The sequence below is a fragment of the Streptomyces sp. HNM0645 genome (assembly GCF_030056615.1).
Lineage (GTDB): Bacteria > Actinomycetota > Actinomycetes > Streptomycetales > Streptomycetaceae > Streptomyces > Streptomyces marianii.
This window is the reverse complement of the sequence record NZ_JASHLT010000028.1, coordinates 61,598-75,239: the sequence shown is the minus strand read 5'-3', so window position 1 is coordinate 75,239 and position 13,642 is coordinate 61,598. Positions and strand designations below refer to the sequence as shown.

Genomic DNA, 13,642 nt, shown 5'->3' with positions numbered 1-13,642 from the left:
GCGCAGAAGGAGTCCCATGTACGTTCCCCACCTCTACCGGCCCAAGGACCCCGCCTGGTTGCTCGACATCATCCGCGGCAATCCGCTGGCTACCCTGGTGAGCAACGGCCCCGACGGCCCCCTGGCCACGCACCTTCCTGTCATCCCGGATGAATCCACTCTCGCCGAAGGCACTGGAGACACCGGCCTGGTGGGTACTCGCTTCCACGGTCATCTGAACCGGAGCAACCCACACTGGGCGGCCCTGTACTCGGCACCCCGCGCGCTGCTGGTTTTCCGGGGCCCGGGCGCGTATGTGTCCCCCACCGTGTACGACGTCACCCCCGCCGCCCCCACATGGAACTTCGTGGCCGTGCACGTGCGCGGCACGATCACCCCGCTGCCCGCTACCGGCGAGACCCTCGACGTGATCCGGGCGACCGTCCGCACGTACGAACGCGATCACGGCACCGGCTGGGATATGACCGAGTCCGTCCCGTACTTCAAGCGGATCCTGCCTGCTGTGGGCGCCTTCCGCTTCGACGTCACGGAGGCCGACGCGATGTTCAAGCTCAGCCAGGAGAAGCCGGACGAGACGCGCGACCGCGTGGCCGAAGCATTCGCCTGCTCGGGCAGTGGGCCGGCGCGCGATGTCGCCGACGCGATGCGGCACTACAGCTAACCGCAGGTCCCCAGACCATCCGCCGACAAGGATACTGCCGATGAAGACCGCCCGCGCCCTCCTACCCTTCTGGGACAACCGACTGCCAGGCGCCCGAACCACCATGTTCTGCCTCCCGCACGCGGGAGGGGGTGCCTCGGCCTACCGGGAGTGGGTCAGGGCCTCCACCACGCTTGACGTCCAGCCCATCCAGCTGCCGGGGCGCGAGCAGCTGATCGGCAGACCCGGGATTGAACGTATGCCCGAACTCGCTTCCCTAATCGGCGCACTGATAGCCGACATGGCTCCGCAGCCCTTCGTGCTCTTCGGACACAGCATGGGCGGTGCGATCGCAGCCGAGGTAACCGCCTGGCTCGACCACGGCGGGTATCCACTGCCCACACTGCTGGTCGTCTCGGCGCGGCCGCCGGTGAATCAGGCACGCCCCGAGCCAGGCGAGTCCGAGGACGAGTGGCTCGTGCGGCGCGTGCTGGACATGGGCGGGACCCCCGCCGGACTGCTGGATGACCCCGAACTGCGTGAGCTCTTCCTCGGGACGATTCGTACCGACATGCGACTGTTGCAGGACTACGTTCCGGCGTTCGGCCGCTTGTCGGTACCCCTACTCGCCATGGGCGGCACCGAGGACGACGTGACCGAGTCCCGGCTGGCCGCCTGGCAGGACCACTTCACCGCGCCGATCCGCATCCGGATGTTCCCGGGCGGCCACTTCTACCTGCGACAGCACCGCGACGCCGTCCTGGCGGCAGTGGAGGAGGCCCTCACCGAATCTCTGACAGAAAGGAAGACGGCCCATGGAGCCTGAGCCGGCGATCCACGCACTCCTCGCGATCTTCCGAAAGGAGATCGGCTCCGACCAGATCGGGCCGGACGACGATTTCTACGCGGTCGGCGGGGACTCCCTCACCGCCCTGCGGGTGGTCGCGCGGGCTACGGCGCTGGGCATGCCGCTGCGCCTGATCGACCTGCTGATGAACCCGTCAGTCCACGAACTCGCGGAGCATGTGCGCTCTGCTGCCACGGGCGACACGGACCCGGAGGAAGCGAGCGGGTCCCGTGCGCAACCCGCCGACAGCCTGGTGGACCCCGAGGACCGGGCGGCCATGCCCGCCGGGGTGCTGGACGCGCTGCCCGCGTCGGCGCTCCAAACCGGATTGATCTTCCAGTGCGAGATGTCCGAGGACCCGGGCCTCTACCACGACCTGATCGGGCTGCGGGTGACGGGGCCCTACGACGAAGACCTTTTCCGTTCGGTGCTACGCGAGTTGATGCATCGTCACCCAACTTTGCGCAGCTCCTTCGACCTGGGCAGCTACTCGGAGTCGATGCAGCTGTTCTGGGGCGATGTCGTCGAGCCGCTGGAGACCGAGCGAGTGGGTACGGTCGCGGAGGCCGACGCGGCCGTATCCGCCTGGCGGGACAAGCAGCTCTCCACCACCCTGGACTGGGAGCATGCACCACTGTTTCGCTGCCATGTGGCCGTGGGGCCGGGCGACACATTCCGGCTGACTGTCGCGATCCATCACGCGATCATGGACGGCTGGAGCTTCGCCACCGTCCTCGTCGACCTGCTCACCCTGTACGATGCCCGGCTGACGGGCACCGGCCACGGACTGCCGGACCCGCCCGCAGCCGCGGCCGCCGAGTTCGTCCGGCTGGAGCGGGCCGCTGGCAACTCCACCGAAGCTGCCGAGTTCTGGCGCGCCCAGTGCGATGTACCGCCGCTGCTGGACCGGGAGCGGTACGGCCGGCCGGCCGACGCGTTCGGGCGGCGCGCCTCGGTGCTGCCTCCCGGCCTGTTCGCGGAACTGCGCGCACGGGCAGCCGAGGCGCGGGTCCCGCTGAAGAGCCTGCTGCTCGCGGTCCACTGCTGGGCCCTGGGCCGGATCGCGGGGCGCACCACCGATGTGGTCACCGGGGTGGTAGTCAACGGACGGCCCGAGATGCCGGACGCCGACCGGGTCGTCGGACTCTTCCTCAACACTGTCCCGCTGCGCCTGCCGTCCACCTCCGGCACCTGGGCCGAACTGGCCCGGACTCTGCGAGAGGCGGAGGTGGCCGCCGCGCCCTACCAACGTCATCCGCTGGCGCTGATCGAGGAGTACCTGGGGCGGCGCTCATTCGACGTGGCCTTCAACTTCACCGACTTCCACGTCTACCGCCGTCTCTCCGAGCTCGGGGCGCTCTCCGCCGACGGGTGGTGGGACCGGGACAAGGCAAGCCACCCGATGTCCTGCGACTTCACTCTTGACTACCCCGGCTTCGGCAGCGGGCTACTCATTTCCTTCGACCCACACCTGGTGACCGAGGAGCAGGTGGAGGAATACATCGCTCTGGCCGTCGGCGGCCTGCGAGCCGCGGCCCGGGACGTGCACTCAACCGGGACGGAGTCCCACGATGGGTGAACCGGCACCGCTCGCGGTGACGTACGACGTGGGCTCCGTCTCCCCGGCCGAGATTGCGGTGGGCGTGGCAGGACTGGCCCCGGTGGCCTTCCTGCTGCCCGACTCCCCGCATGTGCGCAAGCTGCAGCCGGTCCTGACCCGTCTGGGCCGGGTGGTCCAGCTGACGGGGAACCCTGAACGGGATGCCGTACTCGTACGGCGGCTCGCCCCTGCAGGGGTGCTCACCTTCTCCGAGAACCTGCTTCGCGTCACGGCTGGTCTCGCCCATGCCCTCGGTCTGCCCTACCACACGCCAGAGGTGGCCGAGGTCCTCACCGACAAGTACCGGCAGCGGGAGCGGCTGCGCACCGCCGAAGTCGATGCGGTGCGGTGCCACCTGGTCCCGGACGCCGCTGCCTGGGAGCGGGCGCTGTCGGCCGTCGGACTGCCCGCGGTGGTGAAGCCGGCACACGGTCAGGGCAGCCGGGAGACCTTCGCCGTCCGCGACCGGGCGGAGGCGGACAGCGTGCGGTCACGGCTCTTCGCCGACCCCGGGGGCACGTGGGTGGTCGAGGAACTCCTGCAGGGACGGCCGAACGGACCCTACGGCGACTACGTGTCCGTCGAGACCGCGACGGGCCCAGACGGGGCACAAGTACTCGCGGTGACCGGCAAGCACCCGCTGACCCCGCCCTTCCGGGAGACCGGACAGTTCTGGCCCGCCGCGTTGCCCCACGAGGACCACGCGGCGGTGTCGGACCTGGCGGTACGAGCAGTCACCGCTCTCGGTGTGACCACTGGCATCTGCCACACGGAGATCAAGCTCACTCCCGGCGGCCCACGGATCATCGAGGTCAACGGTCGACTCGGCGGCCACCTCAACGAACTGTCCCGCCGCGCCTGCGGAGTGGATCTTGTCCGGACGGCCGCGCTGCTCGCCCTCGGCGCTGTCCCTCCGCCCGCCCCGGCCCCAACCGGCCGGGTGTACTTCCAGTTCAACGGCCTGGCCCCGGTCCGCCCCGGGCAACTGCGCGCCCTGGCCGGCGGCGACGAGATCCGGTGTCTGGAGGGGATCACCGGCTACCGGTCCTACATCCGCCCCGGCGACCAGCTCCCCGGTGGTGTGGGCAGTGTCTTCATGGACCTCCTCACCGGCGACGTGCCTGACCATCCAACCATGGTCGATCTCCTCGACCGGGCCTTGCCCCTTCTTCGCTACGAGTTCACCGACGGCGCCACAAGCTGGATCGAGTCTCCACAGCGGGCACTGGCCGATGACCCGGCGCTGCGGAATCCGCCGTGGGCCGCCTCCATCCACCAGCCCGAACAGGCTTGAACAGACTTCGACAACGGCAAAGATCCCGCCGATTGTCGGCGTACACGTGAGAGAAGGTCCGTACGCCGACGCAGCCGTCAACAAGCGCCTCAATGCGCTCGTGAGCAGGGCGAACGCAGCCCGACCTGCCACGACAGCAGCCGGCGTCACCACAGGTGCAAGAAGCTCCAGACATCCTCATAGCCGTCGAGGGCCCGACCATCCACGTCCGATGGGTCCGCCTCGGCACGCGCCGCCAGCGACTCCGCCAGGGTGAGGGCTTCATTGCTGAGACGCCCGAAGCGTCGAGCGGTGTGACCCAGGGCACAGTCCGGCCAGCCCGAGCAGCGGACTACCCTGCACAGCCTGTGTCCCAACCTGCACGCACCAGTGCTCGACGAAGCCCCTGTCGTCGTTCAATGCGCTCCCGACCAGGACAGTCGCTGCCTCGGCCTCGTGCGAGCGGTCACGCAGAGCCCACTCCGACGTCTCGACCACCACCTTGCGAGCCGGTGTGGGAGGGTTCTCAAAGTTCAGATGGGAATGCATCCCGCGAGACTACGCGTCCCGCGCCAATCGCACTCGGTCAGCAAGATCGCGGTGAACACAGCCTGATGCGGCACCCGCTCCTGGTTCCAACTCGCGTGACCAGGTTCCAGCCAACGTGTCACGGCTCAAACGGCCCTCATCTATTGCTGATCTTGATGGCAACTATCATCGCTATGTGTCAACTACAGGCGTCAGTCGCAATGGTGCGGGACTACCTGGATCCCGGCGTTACGCCGAGGGCCAGGAGAGCGAGACCCGGCTGTGCACCTTGTCGATGACCCGGTCGGCCGGGATCTGGTCATCGGGGGTGCCAGCCGGATAGACCCGGATGACCGGACTGGGGCCACCGCGGCGGTTGGCCTCCCAGTCGCGGAGCACGTCGGCGACCTTGTCGGCGAGCTGCTCCGCGTGCGGGCCGAGAGCGTGCACGCCGTACTCCAGGTGCCGGTTGTCCTCGGTGCGGCGGGTGACGAGGTAGGCGAAGGTGTCGTCGTCGACGGCCGCGAGGGCGAACCGCTTGTTCACCGGGGCGACCAGGCTCGTCTCGGAGTTCTCGTCGACGGCCATCGTGCAGAAGCCCGGCAGGCTGATCGCCATCGCCATCTGAAGGGTGTCGATGAGTTCCTGGATCCGGACGGTCACGCCGGTCCACATCTCGTGGCGCGGGAAGGTGACGGCGTTGTCGAGCCGGTGCGGGTCGGCCGGAAGGCCGTCGTCGAACTTCAGCCCGATCTCCGGGGTGCCGTTGACGAGCAGGAGCTCTTCGCGGTGAGCGGTCGAACCCTGCATCGGGACGAAGCCGCAGATCCGGGCCGACTCGCTCTCCAGGTAGCGACCATGCTCGCCCATGATCTGGGTGAAGGCGATCGACCGGGTCAGACCGCGCATCCGCAGCGGGACGACGAGCCGGCCGCCCTGCTTGAGCTGGGCGGTCCAGGCCGGGGAGATGTCCCAGGCCCCGGCGGTCACCATCACGACGTCGATCTCGCCGAGGTCCGGGATGGGCTCTGCGGCATCGGCGGTGATGACGTGGACCCGGCCGTAGCCGTGCTCGTCCAGGAGCCGGCGCGCGCGGTCGGTCACGACGGGGTCGATGTCCACGGTGACGACTTCGCCGTTCTCACCGACCAGTTCGGCGAGGTAGGCCGCGTTCAGGCCGCCCGAGCCGATCTCCAGGACTCGCATGCCCGGCTTCACCTGGGCCTGCTCCAGCATCATCGCCTGGATCTGCGGGGCGGAGACGGAGCTGAGCTGCACGCCGTGCTCGTCCGTCTTGGTGATCACGGCGGCGTACGTGTCGTACGCCTTCTCCAGCGGGGTGTCGGGGGTGAACGCGTGCCGGGGCACCTTGCGCATCACCGCTTCGATCTCCGGGGAGGAGATGTTGCCGTCCGCGCACAGCTCGTCCACCACCTTGTTCCGCAGGCGGGTCGCCTCGTCGGGCTCGACGGTCGTGTTCGTCATGGGCTTCCTTCGGTTGTTCATGTTCGGGGAGGGGAGACCGGCATCGCGTGCCGGTGGGCGGGGAGGCTATCGGCGAGGGCTCTCCGTTCTGGCCAGACCACCAGGGGTTGGTGATTCCCGGGCTGGATGGCGCGCGATGGCTCGGCGCCGGGGGAGGCCGCCCGGCGCTCCTGTTCGGATCGCGCAGGAGGGCCGGGCGGCTGTCTAGGCGGCGGTCACGAGATCATTCGGATTGACGACCTCGTAGTCCCGCAGTTCGCGTACGAGCTGGCTTGCCAGGAACCAGCCCAGCTGAGGGTGCCCGTAGGGCACAGGAGCGTCGTCTTCCTCGACGGGAAGTGGCGCCAGACCGCTGGCCGTGAGGCGGTACCGGGAGCCGATGACACCCCAGACCGACGTCGTCCGCGCGCGGAAGACGAGGTACCCCTTTCGTAGGTGCGGGCACGGCTCAAGGGCCGGCCGCAAGTGCTTCAGGCACACCGGCGGCTGGGCCGTCCTCACGGGTCCCCCGGCGCGGTGGGACTCGTCTTCCGTGACTCCGGCGAGGAAGAGGTAGCCCTGGTCGGTCTCGGCCGGGCAGAGACCGACCTGACACCGAAGCCGCTCCATCGCCTCCCGCTGCCGAGCCGGGTTGACCAGTCGCCATTGCGGTTTGCCCGTCGGCTTCCCGGCGGCGTTGAGCGACTGGGAGCACCGCGCCCAGAGCTCTCGGCCCGGCCCGCGATCCGCCGGGGTCTCGTCCTGGTAGGCGAGGCGCACGGAGCCGAAGGCGTCCATGCTGAGCGTGAGTTCCGACGCCAGCCCGCCGTACTCGCCCTCTCGCTGGGTGATGTACGGGACGAGCTTCGGTGCTGCGCTGGTCCGCTTCACGCAGCTGCCCTCGCCGCGGCGAGGGGTCGGCGCGGGGCGACGATACGGCCGTTGGGGAGGAGTTCCCCGGTGTCCTCGACTATGCCGATCAGTCTTCCGAGTGTCTTTGACGTCCAACTCGCTGCCATCCAAGGGCCTTTCAGTGCTTCATGGACGGGTTCTGTTCGCCTGTCCATATCGGCCTGGGGTGTGGTGTGTCGTTCGCAGTGCAGAGGCTGCGGCTGTCCGATGACGGGCCGCTCTCGTACACCGTGGTGGGAGACGACGGCTTGCCCGTTGATGCCGTGGAGGACTTCCTCGCGTACCTGGCCGCGACGGGCGCGTCGCCGAACACTGTCCAGGGCTACGCCTACGACCTGAGGGACTTCTTCGTCTGGCTGGAGCAGGTACGCCTCGACTTCCGGCGGGTGCGGCTGGAGGTCCTTGCCCAGTTCTTCGACTGGCTGCGCCGGCCGAAGCCGGCCCGAGCGGCCGGTGTGTTCGTGCTGCCGGATGTCGGTCCGGCGCTGGAGAGCACCACGCTGCAGCGGAAACGGGCGGCGCTCGCGTCCTTCTACCGGTTCCACGCCCGGCGGGATGAGAGCGTTCCCGCGCTGCTGGGAAACCTGCTGGCCAGGCAGCCGACCGGCACCTATATGCCGATGCTGGTGCACACCCAGCGTGGCAGGGAAGTCGAGCACAGCCCGATCCGTATTCATGCGCACCGCAAGCCGCCGAAGACCCTCACCGGTGACGAGGTGCAGCGGCTGATGCGAGCCTGCACGCGGCGACGGGACCAGTTCCTCGTCGCCCTCCTGGACGACTCGGGTCTGCGGATCAGCGAGGCCCTGGGCCTGCGGCATGGCGACCTCAACCTCCGCAAGGGCGAGATCTACATCGTTCCGCGGGAGAACAATCCGAACCGCGCTCGGGTCAAGGGGATGAAGGGTCGGACCGTGCCGGTGAGTCCGGAACTCTTCGACCGCTACGCCACCTACATGGAGAGCGAGTACGGCGCTCTGGACTGCGACTTCGTGTTCGCCAACCTCTTCCGTGCACCGATCGGCTCCCCGATGACCCGGGCGAACGTCAACGAGCTCGTGGGACGCCTGAAGAAGTGGACCGGCATTGCCCATTTCTCTCCGCACGCGTGTCGGCACACCTACGCCACACGACTGCTGCGGGCCAAGGTTCCGATCGAAGTCGTGGCCGAGCTCCTCGGCCACGCCAGTTCGCAGACAACCGCGGAGATCTACAGCCACCTCAGTGTCGAAGATCATCGCAGGGTGCTCCTCTCTGCTGGGGTCATCAAGGACGGGATTCCAGAGCGGTGAACACACCCCAGATGCACCGGGGCTCGGCTGGGCTTCTGGCGAAGCTGATGGAGACAGTTCGGCCGGAGTTCCGGGCCGACGTGTTCCGTCCCCCTCGTGACAGCCCGACGTTCTTCCCGGGGGAGTGCCGCATCCCGTCCTGCCCGACCACGCTGACCATGGGCAGGCTGCTGCTGTGCCGCACCCACCATCACCACTGGGTGGCAGCCGGCCGACCGGCCGACCTGGACAGCTGGTCCGTGCAAGTGGACGCGCGGCTGCGGCAGCGCAACCAGGTGCTGGACTGTTTGCTCCCCGGATGCAACCGGGCCAGAGCCGCTCACGCCCTGTGTCACCGACATGCCTCGCGCTGGAACCACGCGGGACGGCCAGACTTCGAGGACTGGGTCGGACGGACCACCTACCAGCCACCCCAGGGGCCCCAGGCCGCGGAACGGTCCTGCGAGTTCCCCGACTGCCCGCGCTGGACCGACAGCACCAACGCATCGCTGTGTCACACGCACCACAGCCGGTGGCGCAAGCACGGTCGCCCTGATCTCAGCAGTTGGTACGACGACCTCGCCCACCGCGGCGACCCGAAGATCCGCCTCGGCCGGCTCGCCGCCGCACTCCGCCTGGAGTTCCAGTTCGGACTCCAGCACCGCCTCGATGAAGGGCTGCGTTTCACCCCCGCCCGAGACGTGCGCCGCGCGGTCACCTGGGCGTGTCAGGCACCGGTCACCAGCCTCGTGGACTGGAGCGAAGCCCGCTGGCGGGACTACGTCGCCCCCGCCAGGCCCGACGGCCAGCGTTCGACCCACAACGTGGTGGCCTTCCGCTTCATCGCGGACACCCGCTTCGCACTGGAACACCTGCTCATTGCCGATGACCCGTGGGCCGACCAGTATCCGCGCGAGACCTGGGACCTGCGCCATCTCGCCCTGGCAGAGGGCGAGTCGCGCTACCTGCGCTTTGGGGGCATCCCCCAGCTTTGGCTTCGCGAGCTGATCAAGCGGTGGTGCCGGTGGCGGATCAGTACGGGTATCAGCGTCAACACCGTGGCGAACAATCTCCGCTCCCTGGTCCACTTCGCCAGGCATCTCCCGCCGAACGCAGCGCCCGCCGACCTGACACGCGCACGGATCGAGACATGGATCGCCCTCCTGGGCATCGACTACCCGGACGTCTACACCCGCCGGACCGCGGTCAACGCGCTGAGCCGGTTGCTCACAGATACCCGGGCTCACGACTGGCAGCCGGACCTCCCGCGCAACGCCGTCGTCTACAACGACGCCCCGGCCTTGCCGCCGGCCAAGCCGCGCTGGATCTCCGAGCACCTCATGCGCCAGCTGGAGAATCCCTCCAACCTGGCACTGATCCCCAGTGATGATCTCCGCCTCATGATTCCCCTGCTGATCTCCTGCGGCCTGCGCATGAAGGACGCCCGGCGCCTTCGATTCGACTGCGTCACACACGACGACACGGGCGCCCCCTACCTGGCCTGGATCAACCACAAGATTCACGGACGTGCCGCGTTCTTCCCGATCAGCCAGGACCTGGCAGACGAGATCGCAGAACAGCAACGCCGTGTCGAGTCGAGCTTCCCGGCCGGGAGCCGCTTCCTGTTCCCCAGCGGGCAGGCAAACCTCAACGGCAGCAAACCCATCTCGGACAGCTGGTGCCGCAGCCTCATGGAGAACTGGCTGCAGCGCATTCGTCTCCTCGACGAACACGGACGCTCCGCGCGGGTCACCTTCCACCAGTTCCGGCACACGCTGGGCACCCGGCTGATCAACGCCAACGTCCCGCAGTACATCGTCCAGCAGCTGCTTGACCACATGTCGCCGGAAATGACGGCCGTCTACGCGCGGCTCCACCAGAAGACCCTGCGCGAGCACTGGGAGAGGGCCCTCAAGGTCGACGCCGACGGCGAACCTGTCGAACTGCCCACCGACCATCCGCTCGCCGACGCTGCCTGGATGCGTCTGTCCCTCGTTCGCGCCAAGGTCAGTCTCCCCAATGGGTACTGCGGGGCCCCTATCCAGACCGACTGCGAGTACGCCAACCCATGTCTGGACTGCCGGTTCTTCATCACAACCGGCGACTTCCTCGACCAGCACCGACGTCAGCGCGATGAGACCCGCAAGCTCATCGGCGATGCAGAGAGGGCCGGGCTCTCCCGGATCGCCGAGAAGAACACCCGCACGCTCGGAAAGCTCGACACCATCATCGATGCCCTGGAACAAGCCGGACCTCAGCAGATCGTGGCCGGCGGGAAGGTGACCGATCTCGATGCCACCGGCTGACAACGCCCGCTTCCTCATCGAAGCCTCGAAAGCACGCAGTAAGCAGGCACGCGAGCGAGCCGAGGAAGCGGTCAAGGCCGCTGCCCGCCGCAGCGAGCGACCCACGGTCGTCGGCATCGCGAGCACCGCCCGTGTCTCCCGGTCCTGGCTATACACGCAGACCGACCTCATCACCGCGATCAACCAGCTCCAACAGCGAGCCCCTGCCCCACACCGGAACCCACGACATGCGGCCACGGACGCCTCCCTGCAACGCAGGCTGGAGACCGCTCTCGACCGCAACCGGCAACTTCGTGACCGGGTCGCTGATCTCACCCGGAAACTGGAAACCGCCCACGGCGAAATCCGCCGCCTCCGCACCCTGACGGCCGCGCCATCGAATGGACCTGCTGAGCACCGCTGACTCTCGCGACACGTCGGCGGGGGTACTGCGCAGACCGGACCTGTCCGGGACGCCAACAGTGACTCCGTCCCCCCAGATAGGGTCACCAGCATGATCATTTGGCTGAACGGGACCTTCGGCGCCGGCAAGACGACGACCTCGAAGGAACTTGCCGCGCTCCTTCCAGACGCAAGGGTCTTCGACTCCGAGACCGTCGGCTTCATGCTGAGGCATGTCCTCAACTCCGTTCCCGTCAAGGACTTCCAGGAGTGGCCGCCATGGCGTGGTCTGGTCGTGGAGACCGCGTCGCAGGTCCTCGACTTCGTCGGCGGAGTGCTCGTAATCCCCCAGTCGGTGCTGGTCGAGCAGTACTGGGGAGAGATCCACGCCGGGTTGGCGAAGGCTGGCATTCCGGTGCGGCACTACGTGCTGCACACCGATCCAGACACGCTGGCCCAACGCATCGAGAGCGACATGGTCGAAACCGGCGCTCGGCAATGGCGCCTGGACCACATTCCTCGCTACCAGGACGCCCTGACCTGGCTGCGTCGAGAAGCCGAAGTCGTTGACACCACTCACCTCTCGCCCACCCAAGTTGCGCAGACGATCGCGAGCAGCGTTTCCAGCTGAGCGACTGGAGATGATTCGATCACCCGACATCGACATGTCCGTCTCGCAAACCAGCAGGTCACAGGCGCCAGAGACCGCAGAGATCGACATAACCTCGAAGAGAAGCACTCCGTTGCACAGCAGGCTCCAACCCTGCTCAGGCCGGTGCGCAAGGGAGTGTGCGGGCTCCCTGTCGGGGTCCTCAGCCGTGGGGCACGGCGGGTTGTGCGCACACATGGTGCTCGTCCTCTCGGGTGGGAAGTTGGGCCCTCTTCGGCGAGCTACGGTGCCGTGGGGGGACACGGTTCGGGCATGGCCGAAGAGGGAGTCGTGGGGTGCCGCCGCCGTGTGAAGGCGGCGATGGCCGTTTCGCTGTAGCCGTAGAAGCGGCCAAGGGTGGTGTCGTCGTCGTTGCCCCAGAGCCTCGGGGGGTTCTCTCCCCACTCGACGACGTCGCTGGTTTCCGGATCCTGCGACCAGTGCAGCCGCAGGTCCGGGAAGCCGGCGTGCTCTCGGATGAGGTCACGGACCGCGAGCCCGAAGCAGATGCACGGCACGGGGTAGTACCCGCCTCGCCGTGTTCCTCCGACAGGTACCGCGAGGAACGGCATGCGCATGATGCGTACCGCAATGCTCTTCTCCACGAGCCAGGTGTCCTCGAGCCGCCGGACGTAGTAGTCGTAGTCGTAGCGTCTTGTGGGTCGCCTACCGCCGTGGCTGTCACGACCGGGTGTCTGGCGGAGTTGGGGTTGTGCATCACTCCGCCTCCTTGATGTATCGGGCTTCGATCAGTGCTTCGACCAGGTCTGAGGTGACGAAGGCCAGGCGGCGAGCGAGGCCGACGGCCTGCTGATGGTCGGGCGGCGTGCGCTCTTCGCGCAGGGGGCGCCCTCGCTCGACGAGCTGAACCATCTCCGTGGTGGGCGGGTACTTGTCGTCGGCCACGGCGATGTCACTGAGTTGCTTCACGTGCCCGCGAAGGCGGTCGATCAGGGTGTCGGTCGCCGCGGCGGCCGGCGGATGGTTGCCGATGGCGGTGTCGAGATCGTCGAAGACCTCCTCCACATCGAACGGCTTCCAGTCCTTGATGCGTTCCAGGACCGACCGCAGGCCGTCTGCGTCGAGTGGGGGCATCCACTGCGGTGCCTTGGGCTCGCCGGTGGGCGAAGGGACCACGTCGTTGTCCGGAACCAGAACGCTGAGGGGCATCGGGACTCCTGAAAGGGACCAGGTGCTGGCCGGGGACTAGGGGTGCTCGATCTCTTCCGGGAGCCCTATGAAAACCCACACGTCCTTGCCCGCGGGGGTCACAGAGACGGACGTGTCGTCTGCCAAGGCCCTCAGCAGCAGCAACCCGCGTCCGTCTTCGGCCATAAGGTCCGGCGTCGCGTACATGGGCAGGCTGGGGTCCTGGTCACGGACGACGGCGGTGACACCATCCGGCACCTTCTGGAGGAGGAGGCTGGCCATCCGGTGTCCGTCCGCGCCCGCGAGCGTGTGCTGCAAGACGTTGGTGAGGAGTTCGTTGACCACGGTCAGCAAGCGGTGCACGGTGCCGGCGTCGATGCGCCACCAGCGAAGGTGGGCTGCAACGATGTCCCGCACGGTTCCCAGATCCTCCGCGCGGACGTCGAAGATCATGTCGAGTTGGGCGTCCACGCTTCTGGACATGGCTCGAACAGAAGCATCCCGCTCGGTGGTGTTGACGAGCAGTTCCATCGTTGCTTCCTCCGTTCTGCCAGAACCCCTTCAGCGGGGGTGAGTTGCGGTGTGTACTGGGCTGGAACCGATCAGCAACCATTTAGGCAGA

At 67.8% G+C, this 13,642-nt stretch carries 12 protein-coding genes and 2 pseudogenes; 8 read left to right on the top strand and 6 right to left on the bottom strand.

What is annotated here, in order from left to right; all coding sequences use genetic code 11:
• Window positions 1–16: 16 nt before the first annotated feature.
• The 4 genes from QMZ92_RS20735 to QMZ92_RS20720 are packed head-to-tail and all read left to right on the top strand — an operon-like array spanning window position 17 to window position 4,381.
• Window positions 17–661 (top strand): FMN-binding negative transcriptional regulator, encoded by a 645-nt coding sequence (locus QMZ92_RS20735; RefSeq protein WP_283298877.1) that lies wholly within the window; start codon window positions 17–19, stop codon window positions 659–661.
• A gap of 40 nt (window positions 662–701) precedes the next feature.
• Entirely contained in the window at window positions 702–1,466 is a 765-nt protein-coding gene (locus QMZ92_RS20730; protein ID WP_283298876.1) for a thioesterase II family protein, read from the top strand.
• Complete coding sequence (locus QMZ92_RS20725; protein WP_283298875.1) at window positions 1,456–3,066, top strand: condensation domain-containing protein; 1,611 nt, start codon at window positions 1,456–1,458, stop codon at window positions 3,064–3,066. Before QMZ92_RS20730 ends, QMZ92_RS20725 begins: the two co-directional genes overlap by 11 nt.
• Window positions 3,059–4,381: an ATP-grasp domain-containing protein gene (locus tag QMZ92_RS20720; protein WP_283298874.1), complete on the top strand. Its 1,323-nt coding sequence runs from the start codon at window positions 3,059–3,061 to the stop codon at window positions 4,379–4,381. The genes QMZ92_RS20725 and QMZ92_RS20720 overlap by 8 nt, the downstream gene beginning before the upstream one ends.
• Before the next feature lie 756 nt (window positions 4,382–5,137).
• Here the strand turns inward: QMZ92_RS20720 and fxlM are convergent.
• Together fxlM and QMZ92_RS20710 are read right to left on the bottom strand one after the other, a co-directional pair.
• Complete coding sequence (fxlM, locus tag QMZ92_RS20715; protein WP_283298873.1) at window positions 5,138–6,373, bottom strand: methyltransferase, FxLD system; 1,236 nt, start codon at window positions 6,371–6,373, stop codon at window positions 5,138–5,140.
• 204 nt (window positions 6,374–6,577) lie between these two features.
• On the bottom strand, window positions 6,578–7,243 hold the full coding sequence (locus tag QMZ92_RS20710) for a hypothetical protein (RefSeq protein WP_283298872.1): 666 nt from the start codon (window positions 7,241–7,243) through the stop codon (window positions 6,578–6,580).
• 194 nt (window positions 7,244–7,437) lie between these two features.
• On the opposite strand from QMZ92_RS20710, the gene QMZ92_RS20705 reads away from it, so the two are divergent.
• From QMZ92_RS20705 to QMZ92_RS20690, 4 genes are all read left to right on the top strand, one after another.
• Window positions 7,438–8,556: a tyrosine-type recombinase/integrase gene (locus tag QMZ92_RS20705; protein WP_283298871.1), complete on the top strand. Its 1,119-nt coding sequence runs from the start codon at window positions 7,438–7,440 to the stop codon at window positions 8,554–8,556.
• Complete coding sequence (locus QMZ92_RS20700) at window positions 8,553–10,841, top strand: tyrosine-type recombinase/integrase (RefSeq protein ID WP_283298870.1); 2,289 nt, start codon at window positions 8,553–8,555, stop codon at window positions 10,839–10,841. The genes QMZ92_RS20705 and QMZ92_RS20700 overlap by 4 nt, the downstream gene beginning before the upstream one ends.
• On the top strand, window positions 10,828–11,244 hold the full coding sequence (locus QMZ92_RS20695; RefSeq protein WP_283298869.1) for a DUF6262 family protein: 417 nt from the start codon (window positions 10,828–10,830) through the stop codon (window positions 11,242–11,244). The genes QMZ92_RS20700 and QMZ92_RS20695 overlap by 14 nt, the downstream gene beginning before the upstream one ends.
• Before the next feature lie 90 nt (window positions 11,245–11,334).
• The gene (locus tag QMZ92_RS20690) at window positions 11,335–11,853 is read left to right on the top strand and encodes a P-loop nucleotide/nucleoside kinase family protein (protein WP_283298868.1); all 519 of its coding nucleotides are present in this window, start codon (window positions 11,335–11,337) and stop codon (window positions 11,851–11,853) included.
• A 93-nt stretch (window positions 11,854–11,946) separates the two neighbouring features.
• Here the strand turns inward: QMZ92_RS20690 and QMZ92_RS20685 are convergent.
• The 4 genes and pseudogenes from QMZ92_RS20685 to QMZ92_RS20670 form a co-directional block, all read right to left on the bottom strand.
• A pseudogene (locus tag QMZ92_RS20685) lies at window positions 11,947–12,069 on the bottom strand (DUF5999 family protein); the annotation flags it as partial.
• A gap of 44 nt (window positions 12,070–12,113) precedes the next feature.
• Window positions 12,114–12,521 (bottom strand): annotated as a pseudogene (locus tag QMZ92_RS20680) (DUF6302 family protein); the annotation flags it as partial.
• 67 nt (window positions 12,522–12,588) lie between these two features.
• Window positions 12,589–13,041 (bottom strand): DUF6415 family natural product biosynthesis protein, encoded by a 453-nt coding sequence (locus QMZ92_RS20675; protein ID WP_283298867.1) that lies wholly within the window; start codon window positions 13,039–13,041, stop codon window positions 12,589–12,591.
• Window positions 13,042–13,077: 36 nt separating this feature from the next.
• On the bottom strand, window positions 13,078–13,551 hold the full coding sequence (locus QMZ92_RS20670) for an ATP-binding protein (protein WP_283298866.1): 474 nt from the start codon (window positions 13,549–13,551) through the stop codon (window positions 13,078–13,080).
• Between the last annotated feature and the right edge of the window lie 91 nt (window positions 13,552–13,642).

Coding starts and splice junctions, on each gene's coding strand:
- QMZ92_RS20720 (WP_283298874.1), top strand. CDS start 3,059: ATGGGTGAACCGGCACCGCTCGCGGTGACGTACGACGTGGGCTCCGTC.
- QMZ92_RS20675 (WP_283298867.1), bottom strand. CDS start 13,041: ATGCCCCTCAGCGTTCTGGTTCCGGACAACGACGTGGTCCCTTCGCCC.
- fxlM (WP_283298873.1), bottom strand. CDS start 6,373: ATGACGAACACGACCGTCGAGCCCGACGAGGCGACCCGCCTGCGGAAC.
- QMZ92_RS20735 (WP_283298877.1), top strand. CDS start 17: ATGTACGTTCCCCACCTCTACCGGCCCAAGGACCCCGCCTGGTTGCTC.
- QMZ92_RS20695 (WP_283298869.1), top strand. CDS start 10,828: ATGCCACCGGCTGACAACGCCCGCTTCCTCATCGAAGCCTCGAAAGCA.
- QMZ92_RS20690 (WP_283298868.1), top strand. CDS start 11,335: ATGATCATTTGGCTGAACGGGACCTTCGGCGCCGGCAAGACGACGACC.
- QMZ92_RS20670 (WP_283298866.1), bottom strand. CDS start 13,551: ATGGAACTGCTCGTCAACACCACCGAGCGGGATGCTTCTGTTCGAGCC.
- QMZ92_RS20730 (WP_283298876.1), top strand. CDS start 702: ATGAAGACCGCCCGCGCCCTCCTACCCTTCTGGGACAACCGACTGCCA.
- QMZ92_RS20725 (WP_283298875.1), top strand. CDS start 1,456: ATGGAGCCTGAGCCGGCGATCCACGCACTCCTCGCGATCTTCCGAAAG.